The 18464-nt window shown below is 40.3% G+C and carries 14 protein-coding genes and 3 tRNA genes; 8 read left to right on the top strand and 9 right to left on the bottom strand.

Annotation, left to right across the window (positions count from 1 at the left end; all coding sequences use genetic code 11):
* The first annotated feature begins 73 nt into the window (after nucleotides 1-73).
* Entirely contained in the window at nucleotides 74-1756 is a 1683-nt protein-coding gene (locus P2W73_RS25510) for a DNA polymerase/3'-5' exonuclease PolX (RefSeq protein ID WP_276504937.1), read from the top strand.
* Here the strand turns inward: P2W73_RS25510 and P2W73_RS25505 are convergent.
* The 3 genes from P2W73_RS25505 to P2W73_RS25495 are packed head-to-tail and all read right to left on the bottom strand — an operon-like array spanning nucleotide 1753 to nucleotide 7391.
* Nucleotides 1753-5505, bottom strand: coding sequence for a sensor histidine kinase (locus P2W73_RS25505; protein ID WP_276504936.1), 3753 nt, complete (start codon nucleotides 5503-5505; stop codon nucleotides 1753-1755). The two genes, P2W73_RS25510 and P2W73_RS25505, sit on opposite strands and share 4 nt — an antisense overlap.
* Nucleotides 5502-6299 (bottom strand): nucleoside triphosphate pyrophosphohydrolase, encoded by a 798-nt coding sequence (mazG, locus tag P2W73_RS25500; protein WP_276504935.1) that lies wholly within the window; start codon nucleotides 6297-6299, stop codon nucleotides 5502-5504. Before mazG ends, P2W73_RS25505 begins: the two co-directional genes overlap by 4 nt.
* 9 nt (nucleotides 6300-6308) lie before the next feature.
* Complete coding sequence (locus P2W73_RS25495) at nucleotides 6309-7391, bottom strand: DUF3667 domain-containing protein (RefSeq protein WP_276504934.1); 1083 nt, start codon at nucleotides 7389-7391, stop codon at nucleotides 6309-6311.
* A gap of 104 nt (nucleotides 7392-7495) precedes the next feature.
* On the opposite strand from P2W73_RS25495, the gene P2W73_RS25490 reads away from it, so the two are divergent.
* The 3 genes from P2W73_RS25490 to P2W73_RS25480 all read left to right on the top strand — a co-directional run bounded on the left by P2W73_RS25490 (nucleotide 7496) and on the right by P2W73_RS25480 (nucleotide 10360).
* Complete coding sequence (locus tag P2W73_RS25490) at nucleotides 7496-8332, top strand: hypothetical protein (protein ID WP_276504933.1); 837 nt, start codon at nucleotides 7496-7498, stop codon at nucleotides 8330-8332.
* Between the two features lie 89 nt (nucleotides 8333-8421).
* Nucleotides 8422-9429 carry an aldo/keto reductase gene (locus P2W73_RS25485; protein WP_276504932.1) on the top strand — a complete coding sequence of 336 codons (1008 nt, stop codon included), beginning with the start codon at nucleotides 8422-8424 and terminating at the stop codon, nucleotides 9427-9429.
* Between the two features lie 658 nt (nucleotides 9430-10087).
* The gene (locus P2W73_RS25480) at nucleotides 10088-10360 is read left to right on the top strand and encodes a T9SS type A sorting domain-containing protein (protein ID WP_276504931.1); all 273 of its coding nucleotides are present in this window, start codon (nucleotides 10088-10090) and stop codon (nucleotides 10358-10360) included.
* 70 nt (nucleotides 10361-10430) lie between these two features.
* Here the strand turns inward: P2W73_RS25480 and P2W73_RS25475 are convergent, their stop codons facing one another.
* From P2W73_RS25475 to P2W73_RS25455, 5 genes are all read right to left on the bottom strand, one after another.
* Nucleotides 10431-12986 carry a BamA/TamA family outer membrane protein gene (locus tag P2W73_RS25475; RefSeq protein WP_276504930.1) on the bottom strand — a complete coding sequence of 852 codons (2556 nt, stop codon included), beginning with the start codon at nucleotides 12984-12986 and terminating at the stop codon, nucleotides 10431-10433.
* 324 nt (nucleotides 12987-13310) lie between these two features.
* Nucleotides 13311-13760, bottom strand: a complete 450-nt coding sequence (locus P2W73_RS25470) for a response regulator (protein WP_276504929.1) — start codon at nucleotides 13758-13760, stop codon at nucleotides 13311-13313.
* Nucleotides 13761-13821: 61 nt separating this feature from the next.
* Nucleotides 13822-14076 (bottom strand): hypothetical protein, encoded by a 255-nt coding sequence (locus P2W73_RS25465; protein ID WP_276504928.1) that lies wholly within the window; start codon nucleotides 14074-14076, stop codon nucleotides 13822-13824.
* Nucleotides 14077-14222: 146 nt separating this feature from the next.
* A tRNA-Leu gene (locus P2W73_RS25460) sits at nucleotides 14223-14306 on the bottom strand.
* A 126-nt stretch (nucleotides 14307-14432) separates the two neighbouring features.
* Complete coding sequence (locus tag P2W73_RS25455) at nucleotides 14433-15587, bottom strand: sensor histidine kinase (protein WP_276504927.1); 1155 nt, start codon at nucleotides 15585-15587, stop codon at nucleotides 14433-14435.
* 128 nt (nucleotides 15588-15715) lie between these two features.
* On the opposite strand from P2W73_RS25455, the gene P2W73_RS25450 reads away from it, so the two are divergent.
* From P2W73_RS25450 to P2W73_RS25435, 4 genes are all read left to right on the top strand, one after another.
* Nucleotides 15716-16747: a glycosyltransferase family 2 protein gene (locus P2W73_RS25450; protein WP_276504926.1), complete on the top strand. Its 1032-nt coding sequence runs from the start codon at nucleotides 15716-15718 to the stop codon at nucleotides 16745-16747.
* A 9-nt stretch (nucleotides 16748-16756) separates the two neighbouring features.
* Nucleotides 16757-17014 carry a hypothetical protein gene (locus P2W73_RS25445; RefSeq protein ID WP_276504925.1) on the top strand — a complete coding sequence of 86 codons (258 nt, stop codon included), beginning with the start codon at nucleotides 16757-16759 and terminating at the stop codon, nucleotides 17012-17014.
* A gap of 156 nt (nucleotides 17015-17170) precedes the next feature.
* Nucleotides 17171-17243 (top strand) — tRNA-Gly (locus tag P2W73_RS25440).
* Nucleotides 17244-17385: 142 nt separating this feature from the next.
* A tRNA-Leu gene (locus P2W73_RS25435) sits at nucleotides 17386-17471 on the top strand.
* Nucleotides 17472-17673: 202 nt separating this feature from the next.
* On the opposite strand, the gene P2W73_RS25430 is transcribed toward P2W73_RS25435, so the two are convergent.
* Complete coding sequence (locus tag P2W73_RS25430; protein WP_276504924.1) at nucleotides 17674-18354, bottom strand: S1 family serine peptidase; 681 nt, start codon at nucleotides 18352-18354, stop codon at nucleotides 17674-17676.
* Between the last annotated feature and the right edge of the window lie 110 nt (nucleotides 18355-18464).

Genomic DNA, 18464 nt, shown 5'->3' with positions numbered 1-18464 from the left:
TCGGGACTTTTTCTTTTATACTATTCCCTCAGCCACCAAAATAAAATTTCCTGCATTATATTAACTTGCGCCAATGGATAACTCTGCCATAGCCGACAATTTTTCTCTTCTCTCCAAACTAATGGACATCCACGGAGAGAACTCATTCAAAACAAAAACCTACTCCATTGCAGCTTTTAATATTGATAAGCTTCCGCTTCAATTAAAAGATATTCCCCGTGAAAATTTATTTAGTATCCAGGGCATCGGAAAAAGCGTTGGAGAGAAAGTAATTGAAATGCTTGACCATGGGCACCTGACTATCCTCAATGAATATATCGCTGCTACCCCTGTTGGTGTCGTTGAAATGCTAAACATAAAAGGCATCGGCCCAAAAAAAATTCATACGATCTGGAAAGAGATGGGAATTGAATCGGTCGGTGAATTATTATATGCCTGTAATGAAAACAGGCTAACGCTCTTCAAAGGTTTTGGAGAGAAGACACAGCAAAACGTCCAGGAGTCAATTGAATATTACCTGCAAAACCAGGGAAGCTTTTTATATGCCCAGGTTGATGAATTATTTCCGCAGATAGATGGCTACCTGAAAAAAATATTCACTCCCGAAAAAGTTTGTGCAACCGGCGCATTTCGAAGACAAGAATTAACAATTGATGAACTCGAGTATATCGTTTTGGAAAACAATGACACGATAAAACCAAAATTTCAAACCGCACAGCCACCAGAGTTGTTAGAAGAAACGTCCGGCAGTCTCTTATATAAATTAAAAAATGGCTTAAAACTAAAATTATATACAGGGGTAAAGAATAGGGCGGAACATTTATTTAATACAACCGGCTCTCCGGACTTCTTAGCAGCTTTTCACAAGGAGTTTCCTGGCATTTCCGGTGTAGTGACAGGAGATGGAGATGAAGATATTTTTGCACAGGCAGGTGTTCAATATATACCACCCTGTCAACGGGAAACCGCCGGCATCATCGACAAAGCAAAAAAGAAACAACTACCCGCACTCATACAGCCTACAGACGTAAAGTCAATTATCCATAGCCATAGCAACTGGAGCGACGGCGCTAATACGATTGAAGAAATGGCCAATGAGTGTATAAAAAAAAATTTAGAATACCTGGTTATTTCAGATCACTCCAAAACGGCGGCTTACGCCAATGGCCTGTCGGAAGAAAGAATCAGGGAACAGCACCGGTATATCGATGAATTAAATAAGAAACTGGCTCCATTCAAAATATTCAAGAGTATCGAGTGTGATATTCTGAATGACGGAACACTTGATTACAGCAACGATATTTTAGCAAGCTTTGATCTTATCATCGCCTCCGTTCACAGCAATCTGAAAATGTCTGAAGAAAAAGCGATGACCCGTTTACTGACGGCTCTTTCCAATCCTTATGTAACTATTCTGGGGCATTTAACGGGACGATTATTACTGAGCCGTAAAGGCTATCCAATCGATCACAAAAAAATAATTGACGTTTGTGCCGCTAACAATATCGCGGTTGAAATAAATGCCCATCCCCGTCGTCTCGATCTTGATTGGCATTGGATAGAATATGCAATCGAAAAAAATGTGCTGCTTTCTGTCAATCCTGATGCCCATTATCTCGAAGGGTTCAATGATGTTAAGTATGGTGTACTGGCTGCACAAAAGGGTGGCCTGACAAAAGAACAAAACCTGAGCAGTTTTTCCCTGCAGCAATTTGAAACTTACCTGGAGAACCGGAAAAAACAAAAAAGCATTTAGTTGGTTAATGGCACTTCCACATGAAAGGTAGTGCCATTTCCCTTTTCTGTATCAAACCATATTTTTCCTTTTACCTGCTCTACTATTCCTTTACACATTGCTAATCCAAGGCCGGTGCCGGATGACTTCGTGGTGAAGTTTGGAATGAATATACGGGATTGCATCTCCTGGGGTATTCCTTCACCATGGTCTTTGATATTTATTTTCACCATCCCGTCATATCGTTCTTCCGTGACTTCGATCTTGCAATCTCCCTCTTCACTCGCTTCCACGGCATTGGCAAAAAGATTGGTAAACAACCGGTTCATCTGCGTTTTATCAGCATTCACGATGATCTTTTCAGGCAAAGGTCTCCAGATAAACTCAATGTTTTCGTCCGAGCGATACAACTCATGCAATGAACGCAGCACATCATGCAAATCAAACTCCTCCATATTTGTATTACTGATATTCGCAAACTGTGAAAAGTCGGCAGCGATTTTTGACAGGTGATCTATTTGTTCCACCAATGTATTAGCAACATTGCTTGACAGCTCTTTCACATTGGGATGATTGCTATCTATCGATTTTTGCAGGTACTGAATACTCAGCTTCATGGGCGTTAATGGATTTTTGATCTCATGCGCTACCTGTCTCGCCATTTCACGCCACGCCCCCTCTCTTTCTGTTTTGGCAAGAGCTTCGGCACTCTCTTCCAGTTTGGCCACCATTTTATTGTATTCTTTGACAAGATCACCGATTTCATCCTTCCGGTTCCATACTATTTCTTCGTTCATCCTTCCCAGGTTCACATCTTTCATCTTATCACTTATAATGGAGAACGAACGGGTGATCCGGTTGGTGATAAATAAGGCGATAAGTCCCGCTATCAATAATATAAAAGCATTAAGATTGATCACCGTTACGATAAAGTTGGATATTTCCTGGTCAAGCTCAGGCTGCGATGTAAAATAGGGAATGCTTAAATAGGCGTAGGCCCTTCCATCTTTATCCCTCACAGGTGCATAGATACTTAAATAAGAAAGATTGGCAATCTGCTCTTCCTGCACATACTCGATCAGATTTTGTCTGTTCAGGCGGTAAAAAGCAACGGGCTCCATTTTTTTGCTTAAGACTCCTCTTGTATAAACATTATCCTCCGATGAAACCTGCAGGTCGCCATTCAGGTCATATACGTTTACATCCACACCATGAATAACAGAAACATCTTTTACCAACTCCTGCAGGGTGTAAACAGAGCCCGAATCATTCATTTTAACAAACGGATCAAAGGGATATTCGCTGTCAATCCGCTTTTCCATTTCGTTCACCATTATATTCATTGTACGACTCAGTTTATCACTGTTATTGCGATTGTACCGGTTTTTAAAGAATGTAATAGTTGCAACTCCTATAATGATGAAAGAAAATATGCTAATAAAAATAATCGTGCTGTGCACCTGGTTCCGGATGTTGAAATGAAAAAAGCTTTTGAATCCATCCCAATCATACACCGCTTTTAAAATCAGCGACAGTATCTGTACAATAAAAACGAGAAACAGGAATGAACAGAATATGTAGGAGAACAAGGTGATGGCTTCAATTATCGTATCCCCTTTACGGGCCATAACTACCACTTTTTCATTGCTGGCACGGTACCACATTTCATCATAATCTCCATTTGCTTTTCGTTCGAACTCTTTGTTCTTCGGAATATCCTTCTCGGTCAATTGGGTTGCAAAAGGATACTTATTGGAAAGAGCAATTAGTTTTTTCTGGCTATACACCGCATAGGAATAAATAGGCGAATTCTCAGGATCATTCTTTTTATATTGCTTAAAAAATTCAGGGAACAGTGCATCTCCCCTGTATTTTTTAGGATTAGATATCAGGAAAAAGTAGCCAAGTTTGTTTGAATTGCTATCCGTAACAACCCTCTCAGTGATATAGGTGTATTTATCAAAAGCCGTTTCGTAATAATACAGATCAGGCGTTTTGGTAGGATGAGATTGAACGGTAACAATCGTGTTTAATGCGTCGAAAGTGGTGAAATCTTCGTTATACAAAGGTCGTTTGAGCGAGTCGTAAACATAGAGCTTTGTCTCATATTTATTGATATACGCACTATAATTACTTCTCATGATGCTATCACGGATATAGTGATTGCTGGCACTGTCCATGAAACGATAAAAATTTTCCTGCAGAAAATCATTATCCAAATACTTCATGGCGATGTTCATCAGGCGTTCACTGGACGCATCCGTTTGATCAGCTAATTTTTCAGCATAAAACTTTCTTTTTTCCCACTCGGCCTTCCGGTTCTCCGCCAACATGATGGCCGCAATGGAAACGGAGAATAAAAATATCCAGAACAGGATGCCGGCAATATTGATACGGATACGGTTTAAGATCACCCCGTCCCTGTTAACTAACCACGTATAAAGTAGCAGCCAGGCCAATACTGGAATATAAAATAAGACTGCCGGATCTCCTGATTTTAAACTCAGGTAAATAAGACCTGAAAACCCGATAGCAAAATATACCAACCATATATTGTTGCTGAATAACGGGAAAATTACCCTAAACAATAATTGCGTGAAATAGTAGTAAGACAGAGACAGCGTGGCCAGCACTATAAAACCAACGACTGTATACCGGTCAAGACTGAAAAAGTTGGTAACATCAAAAGATATTTTTGAATCGGCGACAATACTCCTGATAACCGAAGAAAGAATAAAAGTTGAATAAATTAGCAGGCATAGACAAAAAAAACCGGCCGTCACCCTTAGCCAACGGTAAGGCAGCCATTCCACGATATTTTTTACATGCTGCACCTTGTACCAGGTGAATAATACCAGCCAACAAAAAAAAGTAGAATTCATCAACAGATCACCCAACGATTTCTGAATAATATTTGAGCCGTAGATGGAAGGATCAAACAATTCAAACTGGCGGAGATTTAACAACTCCGGAAACATGTAGATGATGATCCGGATAGCCAATAAAGACACTCCTAAAAAAGCAATGCCTTTCCATCTCTTATCCCTGGCCAATGACTCCGCCACCAAATGGGTAAACAGTAACAGTAACAGCAGTCCGCTAAACCGTAAAATGATAGTGAATTTGTTATTGTAGGGTACAGCACCCGCTGTTTTTTTATCGAGATAGTATAATGTTTTACCTGTTAAGGATTTTACCGGAAAGTCAGTTTTTGCTTTACTTAGGATAACCCGGTTATCAGCTGAATTGCTGTAAACAAATTTTTGTGGCAGATACTCCGTCTCCAGGAAAAACTCCGATCGCACCGGTATCATCGCATACGCAAAAATCGGGTAGGCCGGCAGATTAATAATTCGCTTGATCACCAGGTAATAGCCATTATCCAGGTGCATAAACTCTTCCATATCACCTGCTCCAAATGTCTGTGACGGTGGCAGAATAAGCTGGTCATTCCAAAAACTTAAAGACAGCGTATTGGTGGTATTGATCCGGTATAAAAATATACCATAGGACCTTGAAATGACGTCCTGAAACTCATTGGCCGATTCCGTGTTTTCTACCAATTTCCTGATCAGTACCGTGTCAGCAAGAAATGAATTAAAGTTCTTTTGTTGCCGGTAAAGATAGTTTTCAGCGTTCTTGACCTCCTGTATTACCGACGTACGATTGGTATATAGCTTATTAAATATGAAAGAAAGTGCAAAAAGAATGGCTGCCAGGAGAAGCAAGCTGGATTTCCAGACAAAACTATTTTTAAAGAGTGGCTTCACGTATCCCTATGTTGTTTTACACTGTTCCAGATGTCGTCTAATTCTGTAAGGCTCATTTTGGTCATGTCTTTTCCTTCCTTCAAAACCTGTTGCTCCATCTGTGTAAAGCGGTGGATGAATTTTTTATTGGTTAGTTCAAGAGCATTTTCAGCATCCACCTGCAAAAACCGTGCATAATTAATTAAAGAAAATATAAGATCCCCAAACTCTTCTTCCACTTTCGCCTGTTGTCCTGTGTCAATTACCTCCTTCAGCTCTTTCATTTCCTCTTCCACTTTTTCCCAAACCTGGTCTTTGTTTTCCCATTCAAAACCTACCTGCTTCGCTTTTTCCTGCAACCGCATCGCTTTTACTGTGGCTGGCAATGATGCCGGCACACCACCCAGAATCGATTTTTTTCCCTCTTTCAATTTCAGCTTTTCCCAATTCCTTTTCACTTCTTCTTCATCCGCAACTTTAATCACTTTTCCACCATTGGCGGCATCACCGTATATATGCGGATGCCGGAATATCAATTTTTCACTGATGCTCGTAATCACTTCCTCCAAATCGAACTTTTTTTGTTCATTGCCGATTTTTGCATAAAACAAAATATGCAACAGCAGGTCACCCAATTCTTCTTTTAAGCCCTTCCAGTCCTCGTTGGTTATAGCGTCAGCTAATTCATAAGTCTCTTCAATGGTCAATTGCCGGAGGCTTTGAATTGTTTGTTTTCTGTCCCAGGGGCATTTTTCCCTGAGATCATCCATTATAGAAACCAGTTTAAGAAAAGCTCCACTCAGTGTATCGTTCATTAGTTATCGTTAAAGTTGAAAAATAGAAAAAAGTAAAAAGAACACCAGAAGAATCATAGCTACGATAAAACCCATAATATTCAACAAAACAAACTTGACAAAGGTTTTGCCACTTCCCTGGTGGTAAAATCGCTTCATAGCCAGAAATAAGTAGACAGGCCAACACAATATCGTTATGAATTGAAAAATGCCCCAGATGCTCCAGCCAGTCATATCATCCATTTTATCCCAGGAAAAGATAAACAACAACAGGATAAAACTAAATATATAATGGTGGATCGTGAATATGCCATGATCAGCATAATAAAACTCTTTTCTCCGCCTGATATAAAGCAATTTCAAAATCAATGCAAAAAACGGAAGAGAAATAAACAGTAAGTAAGGTAGTTTATGCAATAAAGAATCCGACCAGGTGGACAAGGAAAAAGATCCTTGTTTTTTATATTTCTCGTTCACCCGTATCGCCCTTTTATTCCATAATCCTTTTAACCATCCGTCTTTTTCGCCGGCGGGCAACACTTTTTGCAAAGAATCATACTCGTGCCTGCTCTTGTAATCCCGTCCAATAGTGCTCATCATCGTGAAATCTTCCGACAAAGGAACTAAATCCAGGGCGGTCAGCGGTTTGCTGGTATCTTTTAAAAGTTCAAGCTTCTTCTTTAATTTCACATTCGCCGAATCCCGTCTAAGTTTTTTTTCCACCCGTTGAATGATGGAATCTCGTGCATTAACAGAGAGAGGTTCGTTACCCTCTGTAACCTTGAATGCATCCTTCGGATTAATCAGGCTGAAAAAAATAAGGAAAAAAATAGCGGACGTAAATACATACATCCTCACCGGGTTCAGGTAACTCATCCTCCTGCCCTTCATGTATTCAACCGATAAGAAGCCTGGCTTAAATAATAAGTCTTTCAGCGTAGTAAAAAACTTCCCGTCGAAATGGGTGATATCATTAAAAAAATGCGTGACCATCCCGAAAAATGTCTCCTTCGGTTCTATGTTTTCCTGTCCGCAAATGTGACAGAATCTTCCCTGTACAATCGTTCCGCAATTGAGACAATTTTTTTCTTTTCGTTCCGGGCTATGAGACATGTAAAAATTTTTCTAAAAATAAGTACTAAAAATACAAGAACTGGTTTGTTTTTCGTTACTGCAGAATTCAACTATTTTTGAGCCGAATCAATATCAGTCTCTACATGAAAAACATCCTGGTTTTTATTGCCCTGTTCCTGACAACTTCCTCTTTTGGCCAATTTTATTACAATGATATTGCTGATGCGAGAGCCATCAGCGACAGGATGAAAATTTACCTGGATCAAAAGGTAAAAACCGTAACAGCCACTGGCTATGACGCCCGCAATGTAAAAACAACGGACTTCAACGAATGGCAGGAAATTGACCCATCCAGAAAGATTCTGAAAATTACAAGCCGGAACGGCCAGCAAGTAACCCGCCAGTCGTACCAATTTGATGACCAACTGAAGCTTATCGGCATAGTTGACTCGTCAAAAGATATAAAAAGCACAACCGTATATTCTTATAATGGAAAAGGTAATATTGTCTCTGTCAAAACTACCACCTCTGATTCGTTAAAAGATTTCTCTGAAACCATTGAGCATTCCTATATCAATAACGCCGCGGGCAAACCTGAAAAACTTTGGCGGATCACCAATGGTACGGATAGCATGGAATATCGCTTTACCGTTGATGATAAAGGAAACGTGGTTGATGAGCATTTGTACAGGCGGGATGTTGCCTTTGATCCTATATATTATTATTACGATGATAAAAACCGGTTGACAGATGTTGTCCGTTATGACAAGAAATTAAAAAAATTGATGCCTGACATGCTCTTTGAGTACGATGAGTCTGACAGAGTCATTCAAAAAATGAATGTGGTATCATCCAACCGGCCTGACTACATCATCTGGCGATATATCTTTAATGAAAAGGGTCTGAAGACCAAAGAAGCGCTGTTTAATAAACAAAAAGAGCTTACCGGTAAAATCGAATACGCTTACACTTTCCAATAAGACAGTGAATCTATAACCAGCTTCTAAACATTTCTATACCGTAGCTGTTATAATTAGCTGTATTTATTACCAACTGAAAACAGATAATTATGAAGTATAGAAATCTGGCCAACACAGGTGAAAAGCTTTCTGCCATTGGCCTTGGCTGCATGGGTATGAGTTTTGCCTACGGCCCGCGGAATGACGCGGAGTCCCTGGCCACGCTCAACAGGGCACTCGAACTGGGTATTAACTTCTGGGATACGGCTGATATGTATGGCTTCGGCCACAATGAAGAGTTAATTTCAAAGGTGCTGGCACCCAACCGGGATAAAGTATTTATTGCAACAAAGTTTGGTTTTCGCCAAAGAGAAGGAAGCACTTCTAATTTTGCCGGCACTTCTGCCACCTACTTTGATGGTTCACCTGCTTACCTGAAACAGGCAGTAGAAAAGAGCCTGAAAAGACTAAATATAGAAACGATTGATCTTTACTATGCCCATCGCATCGATCCCAACGTACCCGTAGAAGAAATGGTTGGAGCAATGGCCGATCTTGTGAAAGAAGGAAAAGTAAAATACCTGGGATTATCGGAGGCTTCACCTGCTTCTATCCGTAAAGCACATGCGGTTCATCCCATTGCTGCATTGCAAAGTGAATACTCATTGCTGACAAGAGACCCCGAAGGTGAAGTATTGAATACGATCCGCGAACTCGGCATTAGTTTTATTCCATATAGTCCTCTTGCAAGAGGACTGGTAACCGCTACTGTAGCCGAAAAAGAAAATTTGGCGGAAGATGATTTTCGCAGAACCTTACCCCGTTTTGACAAGGAGCATTGGGAAAATAATAATAAGTTGGTGGATGAATTTGCAAAACTGGCTGAATCGAAAAATGCTACACCTGCACAGTTGGCGATAGCGTGGGTACTAGCCCAGGGTGATGATATCATCCCCATACCGGGCACCAAAAAAAGAAAATACCTGGAAGAGAATGCAGCAGCCGTCGATATTACACTAACATCGCAAGATCTGCAGGAAATAGAAACCCTGCTAGCAAAATATCCCAACATTGGTCAACGCTATAGCGATGGCGCTATGAAACTGGTGAATCATTAATTTAATTGTGAGTTCTGGGCCCGCGGCGGATGACTCGTGGGATAAAGGATTAATGGAAAGGCACGAGGCGTTCCTATGGAACGCTTGGTGCTTTTATATTTGAGATGTTACCCATGATTTGTTCCTACGGAACAATTTGGCAAACTGATTATCTGCGAAAAAGATCCACATTAATTTAAATTTGTCTTCAATCAGGAGCCGCGTCATTCGATGCGGCTTTTTTGTTGCGTAACCATACATCTGTTTTATAAGAATTTCCTCACATACGATTGAAGCAAAAATTTATACAACTAATACATTGAATTTTCCGGTTTAAACATTTCAACCATAGACAACTGGTCCGGCACAGATAGTTTCGTGTCTCCAAAAAGTTAGTTATAGCTGGTATCTGCGACCGGATTGTGTTGATCTTTTTATGTACCCTGCTTAATCACTTCTTTTTTCATCCTTCGAAACCATTTTATCGCTTTGATCAAATCAAAGGCGAAATGCTCTCTTATACATTAAACCTTTAAACCTTTATGAAAAAGATTTTTACTTTTTTAGTGCTCTTATTATTTACGCAGGCATCCGTATTCGCAGCACCACCAACCGTTACAGCCAGCAACTTAAAATTCAGTGATCTTGACGGAAACAGGTAGACATCGATGGCCGGTACATGTATTCAAAAATTGTAGTGGTAAACATCCCGCAATCAAAAAATAGTATCAGCGTTTATCCAAACCCTGTACAGGATCATTTCACCATAAAACTACCGGCCAGCATTACACAAGCAACGGTTATTTTATACAACAATAACGGTGCAGCTTTAATCACACAGAAGATTAACACAACAAAACAGTTCGATGTAAGACACCTGCCCGATGGCGTCTATTACATTTCGGTACAATATGCTGATAAAAAGTATCAGCATACATTAATCAAGCATTGATTAGGGTCTAAATATAAAAGCCGGAAGTTTCTACTTTCGGCTTTTGCTTTTCTATTAAAAAGATGACTGATCAAAATTTCCAACCCAGGCCAATCAAAGGCAATTTATCTTCTTTGGAAGCAGCATAGGTAAATGTCAGCACCATGCGACGAAGCGGTGATATCCAAAAACCTGCACCATAACCACTCACCCATTTATTACTATCATCATTGTCAGCCCACACTCTGCCGGTATCATAAAATCCGAGAAAGCCTAATGATCCGGGGAAGAGATAAGTTTTGAAATTCGCTATCCGCCATCTCAGCTCAACATTATTGTAAAATTTCGACTCACCGGCAAACCTGTATTTTCTGTAGCCACGCAAATTATCTTCACTGCCGAGGTATTGCGCCTGGTAAAATTCAAAATCTCCAAAATTGTGACCGCCACCAACTCTATCCACTAATACTAATGCATTTTTTACGAGATTGATATAAAAACTGAGATCAGAATTGACTTGCGTCACATCATACTTCGTTTCATTCAATCCCGATAAATAGCGAACCTTTGTCTGCCAGAATATTCCTTTTTCGGGCAACACTTTGTTATCACGGGTATCAGCCGTCAATGAAAATTTAGCACCAACATAGGATTGCTTTGTAAAGGCGGTGCTTCTATCCAGACCATCATCAAACTCCTGCACAATCCGTCTCTTCCTGTTGTTCTTGTCGGTGGAATCCATTTTATAAAACTGGAATGTCGGCCCCAATGTCACAATAACTTTCTCTGAAAAATTCTTGCGCAGTAATAAGGAAATGTCTCCCAGGTTATACCTCGTCCAATAATAACGGAACTTACCCGGTTTTGACTTATCATAAACAGTTTCATTGCCGTAGCCAAAAAAGTTGGTGATGTTGGGGGCCTGGATATCTGTTTCAAACAACAGATCGGACCGCCTGCCGAACGTTCCGATAAACTCGGCATTATATTTAAAATTGAAAGCCTTTGTCCGCAATGCATGATTCAGCGTAATGGTGTGGCTGTTTTTGTAAGGTGTCTTCCTGAATCCATGACGTATGACCTTGAGCCAACCACCCAGGTAAACTCCATCATCCCGGTTGAAGCCCACGGACAAAAACGGTATTACCTGGTTGTATTTATAATAGATCGGGTTATAATAATTGGCCATACTGTCTTTTGCCATTTTATTTTTCAGATTACCAACGATCTTATTGTTGCCTGGCAAACTATCATAAACAATTCCACCTTTACCCGACGAAGCCGTATTTTCAAATACATCTTCGCCATCACCGCCGATCATACGGATCTTGATTTTATCATTGGAGCCTTTGATGACAAACTTATCATCGCCGCCAAATCCATATAAGTTCAGCTCCTTTGTGTCACCGGGATCAAACAATCTTTCAAACATTTTGATATCTCTTTCGCCGCCCTTACTAATCTTATAAACTTGTAGCAAAACCGATCCATCTTCATTGCGTGAAATATCAAACAGTTCCTTTTTATCACTGGTGGTAATGTCAACGATTTCTGCAAGGAATTTGTAATACTCCATCACGTCCGCTGCCAGGTATTTTCGTCTTTCTTTTAAAATAGCTATGATCTTGTCACCTGAAATATTTCTTATTTCAGGAGGTTGTTGTGCGATCGCTTTTTCAATAACGGCATCTGTCATTTTTGGAAGAAAAGCATCTACAGCATCCCGCCAATCTTTTTCCGTTAAGCCATTCAGGAAAAACCGGTCGAGATTTCGGGCAGCAAAGTTGAAGCGTTTTATGTTCTTTGTTTTGGCTTTGAGTCCTTCCAGTTGCGGCACCAGCCAGGGCCACTGCACAATATGCGGTAACACTCCCTGGTTAATATAAAAAGCCTGGTCTCTGTCTTTGGGTATGGGATAAAACTGTTTGCCTTTTTCTTTATCAATCGCTCCCCAAAGCCATTGTCCTTCATGCCTGTCAAAATCCATGACGAACATGTCCAGTATTCTTGCTCTCAATAATGCATGCTGATCGGCAGAGTTATCATTATCATCCCATAGTTTCTTCACCACATCTTCGGTGTCATAGTCTTTTTTTACGGAGTCCGGTCTTTTCTCTTCCAGGTATGCCAACAGGTTTTTGAAATCTTTTCGATGCTCACCGAGTTGGGGATCATCCGGTATATATACTACCCTCACTTTCAGATAAGGCACACCTGCCGCCTCAGCCAATGTTTGCATTGACAATGCAGCGTAGGGATACGAAGCCGAAATACCATCCGCTACCAGGTCCTCTGCTGCCTCGCTTTGCAGATCGGCTGGCAATGTTTTGCTGGTAATAAATTTTTGAATCGATCTGAAATTATATTCCTTCTTATTGGCATTTTCCAGGCGAAGTGAGCGGGTTTGTTTGCCACCGCCGCGTTTTACCGGGGTAAGTCCTCCAGCCTCCGTAGCAAGATTGATCACCGGAACTTTTATCGGTGTCAACCATTCCCGGCGGTAGTTAGCGCCCATCCAGAATTTTCTGCCGCCATTGATTTTAAATAATGTTGAGCCAGGTACCGTAATTGAGTCGTTGTTTGATTGGGCGAACGAGTCGGTAAAAGCAACAATAAAAATTAAGGATAATAGTCGAAGTAATCTCATAAATGATCTTTTAATAATTGAGCAAACCAAATTATAGGGTAATCGATTTAAGTCTCAATAAAATACTAATCCCCACTAAACCAAATTATATTCCAATTCAACCTCTTCCTGTCAACAAATAGAAATTACATACTAAAGCTATGAAAAATCGAACTGCCCCGGAGAATTTGAAGTGAAAGGGGGAAGTTCTTCTACAGGAAAGCATTTTCCTTCGTTCATGAGATACAAGATTGCACCGGGAAAAAATAAAGCTGGCGAAGCGGATTGCTGTCCCAAAAAAACGAAATGAAAGTTTCAAAAAATGGCCTCCGCGAAAAGCTGAGGTTACATTATTTTCTTTATTATCTTTCTTTTGATCTCATCGGTACAGTGCTCCACAAATGCATCAGCAATAATACTGACCTGGCGGAAGTCCAGTGGCTTTGTAATAAAACCAGCATTGTATTTTAAGGCAAACTCCCTGTCGTCAGGAAGAGAGGACGTAGTAAAAAGAACAACAGGAGTATGTTTAAACCGATCCATACTTCGCAGCTCTTTCAGTGCTTCTTTGCCATTCATTCGCGGCATATTAATATCCAAAATGATCAAACAGGGCGCAGGTTCTATCGGGGAAAGCGATTTTAAATACTGGATAGCTTCGACACCGTCGTTTGCCGTTAACAGCTCAATATTTTCAGCATATTTTTCAAAAGCGTCTTTTACGATCATCAGGTCATCCGGATCATCGTCAGCATATAATATGGAATGTTTGATGAAGTCAAAATTGCTTATCATGAATTGGGGGTTGCGTCAAAAATAAAATAAAGTAAACACACCTGGTAAAATCTTTTTTCTTCTAACAGCAATTGATGAGTTCTTCAATATCCATTTGATGCAGGTAAGCATCAAGCCGGTTCGTTGATTCAAAACAACGTATCCTGTTCACAACTCTCCGGTATTTTTTATATATGATCTCTACATAAAAACTATTGAGCTGGTATAAAACTTTATACTGTGATTCCTCCCTGAGTTTACCAATAAAAGTGCCTTCTTTGTAAAGCAGGTCCAGTTGTTCGCATTGGGTAAGCAAGCTAAATTCAAATAGTTTCATGGTGTTTAACGGTCTTTATTGTGATGCTGGGTAAAGTTAATTTTAAATGACGAAGGACGCAACACAATACCGCGGTCGCCAACTGCAGGAAAAATGATAGTATAACAAAAAAGGATAATCCGAATCTATCGAACTATCCTTTTTTGTGCCCAGGACTGGATTCGAACCAGCACATCCTTTCGGACACCACCACCTCAAAGTGGCTTGTCTACCAATTTCAACACCTGGGCAGACTAGGTTCTAAAGTTCACCAGTTTGAAAGTTTAATGATCAAACCGGGTCAACTTTATGGGATTGCAAATATAACAGATAAGTTGGAAAGAAGAATATTCCTGGTGAACTTGTGAACTACTAAACTATTTCTTCAGCACTATCCTGAATGTCGTTCCTTTTCCCGGCTCTGATTGCCTGACAAAGATCTCGCCCTTGTGATATTGTTCTACAATGCGTTTGGAAAGACTTAAGCCCAGTCCCCACCCTCTTTTTTTTGTGGTGAAGCCGGGTTTGAACACCTTAGAAATATTTTGCCGGGCAATGCCCTTGCCTGTATCCGTCACATCAATGATCACTGCTTTTTTCTCATCCCTGATATCCACCTTGATGTATCCTTTTCCCTCCATTGCATCCAGGCCGTTTTTTAAAAGATTTTCAATGACCCAATCAAACAAAGGCGCCGAAACAGTAGCATTGATGGATGACTTGCCATGCGTATTGACTACAAAACTTACAGTTCCTGGTGATCGCTTGCGGATATAATCTACCATGTCACTTACCTGTTTTACAATGTTGACCACGTCCAGCTGCGGCTTACTGCCAATTTTCCCAAAACGATCGGATACGAGACGCAGTCTTGTGACATCCTTACCCAGTTCCTGCGCAATACCCTGTGTTTCGGTTTTCTCTTTCATCACTTCTACCCAGCCCTCCAGCGATGATACAGGAGTTCCTAATTGATGTGCGGTCTCCTTTGCCATCCCCGCCCATACCTGGTTTTGTACAGAACGGTAATTGCTGCGCAACGTTAGTAATGTCACGATAATAAATAATCCAACAATCACCAGCTGAACCAGCGGATAGTAACGCACTTCGTTCTGCAGTTGTGATTCACCATAATAATATTTAGTATAGGTAAGCGGCTCCCTGGTGATTTCAACCAGCACGGGGGGATTGATACTTCCAAAATGCTTGACCATTTTGCGCAGGTAGTTGCTATCGCGAGCCACTTTCGTAGAATCAAGGTTAACGTATTGACCAGACGGATTATCGTTCTCATCGGTTTCAATGATCGGAATGTCTACATTATCTCCGGCAATCTGGTTGGTAAAAAGCAATACATTGGGATCCTCACTCAGCGCTTTTATTTTTAACGATTCTCCAAAAGCTATTACCCGTCCTCTTTCTTCTTTGGCAATCTTATGAGAAACATAACGGGAGTAAAAAACAGTACCTGTTACAATCAGTATGGCAATCATCGCCAGCCCTATCCGCCAATTTAAAAGTTGCTGAAACATGTTCTCAATTTAGTAAGGATAAATCGAATCAGGAATACAGTTGCCAACTTTCAATAAGCGTTGCTGTTTTATCGGGCAACTAAAGTTGGCAACTCTTTCGTACGTTTGAACAAATTTATCACTAAGCATTGAAGCCTTTACCGAAATGTGCTATCGTCATTCTCAACTGGAACGGCAGAAGTTTTCTTGAACAGTTTTTACCTTCTGTTTGCGGGTCCTCTTATGCAAATTATGAGCTGGTTGTAGCGGACAACAATTCAACAGATGACTCCATTTTATTTTTACGGCAGAACTACCCTTTTATCCGCATTATCCACCTTTCAGAAAACTTTGGTTTTGCCAAAGGTTATAATGAAGCCCTGAAGCAGGTCGTTGCGGATTATTTTATTTTATTGAACTCTGATGTCGAAGTAACCAGTGGCTGGATTGAACCCATGGTTGATCTTCTCGAAAGCAATGCTTCTATAGCCGCCTGCCAGCCAAAGATCCTCTCCTTCCACAATAAAAAACTATTTGAATATGCCGGTGCTGCCGGCGGTTGGATCGATAAATATGGATACCCGTTTACAAAAGGGAGAGTTTTTGATGTATGCGAAGAAGACCGGGGACAGTATGATCAGTCAGCACCCATTTTTTGGGCAAGCGGCGCCTGCTTATTTATCCGGGCCGCTGTTTTCCGGCAGATGAATGGCTTTGATGAGTTCTTCTTTGCTCACCAGGAAGAGATTGATCTGTGCTGGCGCATACAATTGACAGGATATAAGATTTATTCCTGCCCCTCTTCTGTCGTGTATCATGTAGGTGGAGGGACGCTGCCAAAAGGAAATTCAAAAAAGACTTTTCTCAACTTTCGCAACAACCTCATCATGCTTTCCAAAAATGTTCCCCCTTCCAAAAAAACCTGGCTTATTCCTTATCGCATTTTGTTGGACATGGTCGCTGCGTTCAAAGAATTGTTATCAGGTGATGCTGGCTACTTCAGGGCCGTGATGAAAGCGCATTGTGCATTTATAAAATGGCGTTTTTCTCCTGCTAAGAATAAAACAAGTGCAGCCATAAGCCCTTCGAAGCTGGATGGATATATTTCAAAAAGTATAATCTGGCAATACTTTATCAGGAAGAAAAAAACCTTTTTTGAAATTGCGGGTAAAACAGGATAATTATTTATTTTGAAACCCTATTTTTGCACCACAATTATTGTCAGCATGGCGACTATCCAAAACGAATATCAGGAAGAACTGCAAAAGGTACAGGACAGGGATTTTACACATAACTGGGTTTCTTCCTCCGCTTTTCTTTTCTACCTGCAAATAGCCTGCGTGGTAGCATTTATTTTAGGCGGTTGTTATATGCTCAGCACCAAACGCTTTGAGAAGCCAAAAGTGCCGATCCAGGAAAGCACCCTGTACACGCCAAAGTATAAATAATTTTAGCTAAAAAATTTTTTTGCAAAAGCTGATATACCTATTTTTGCACCCCCTTAGTTCTTTACCGGTTTAAGATGTTTAATAGGTTCAACAGGTTTAAAAGGTGGCTAACTTTTTCAACTTTTTGAACTTCTGAAACTTTTTAAACTTAATAATGCGGAAGTAGCTCATTTGGTAGAGCACGACCTTGCCAAGGTCGGGGTGGCCGGTTCGAGCCCGGTCTTCCGCTCTGAAAGTCCTTCCTCCTTTGGCGGAGGGATTTTTTTTGAGCCTGACTGTATTGCTGCTAGCATCATCGTTGCGTCGTCCCGATAGCCATCGGGATACGTTCGGTAATGCTACTCAGCAAGATGAAAAGTTCTTACATAGTTGCCCCGGTGGTGGAATTGGTAGACACGCAGGACTTAAAATCCTGTGACCCGCAACGGTCGTAACGGTTCAACTCCGTTCCGGGGCACAAGTAAATTTTAAAAGCCTTGATAGTACTTGACTTTCAGGGCTTTTTCATTTATTCGAGGACATTGTGGGGGACAAACAGGTTGAAAAATCAAGTATTTAGACAGAATGCGCAAATGCAATACATGAGAAGGTATTTAAATACTACACCTGAAAAATTTGACTCGTTAACAGCGGAATATTTAAAATTTAAATAGGTCATGTCATTCGTTTTTCTTTCGTTTTTTAAGGTAGCTGTTTATTAATGGAATGAAGTCATAAAGCCTTTCGGCTTTAATAACGATAGCAATATTTAATGGTAGGCTAACTTGAGATTTATATTTTATACCCAAAGAGTCTAAAGGAGTGTTCATCTGATTATATGGAACCAACTTTCCTTCTTCATTATACGTATAGGATTCTACAGCAATTCCTAATAACATAGTCCTAAATTCATTCATTAGTGCTGTTGTATCTGTCCAATAAGGATCAAAAGAATAAAGAACTATTGGTGATCCGCTTGATCCATGAAACGTTGGAATGTCTATGAGAAATCTTTTCTTCCCATTAAAATCGGAGAAATAAGGTGTAGCTGTTAAACCCTGTCTTATAACTGGTAAATTATTAGTTGAATCCCATAAACTTTTAGGATATCCTATCATAAAAACTTTCTCAATTGAAGAAATTTTTAAAGAGTCTTTAAGAGAAGGGATTATATCCTTCCCAAACCAAGAATAATTAATACCTTGTTTGTGTTTTTTTAAAAACCTTTCTTGAATTGGTCCAACAGGAAGAATTGCTAAATCTTCAGATGGGTGCAAAATCCATTGTTCATTGAAACGTTGAATTATTATTGTGTCTGATTTTATTCTGCTGTTTAATTTATAACGTAACCCTCCGGCCAACTACATATTGCTAATATGGGTTCAGGGCTTTTTATAATTTGCTCCAGCGATGAGGTAATAATTCGTGCACGTTGTTGATGGGATGCTCTGCTATTCTTTGCAGTACATCT

This window comes from Terrimonas pollutisoli (assembly GCF_029360765.1).
Lineage (GTDB): Bacteria > Bacteroidota > Bacteroidia > Chitinophagales > Chitinophagaceae > Terrimonas_B > Terrimonas_B pollutisoli.
The sequence above is the reverse complement of the archived record's forward strand: the minus strand, read 5'-3'. Positions and strand labels throughout refer to the sequence as shown.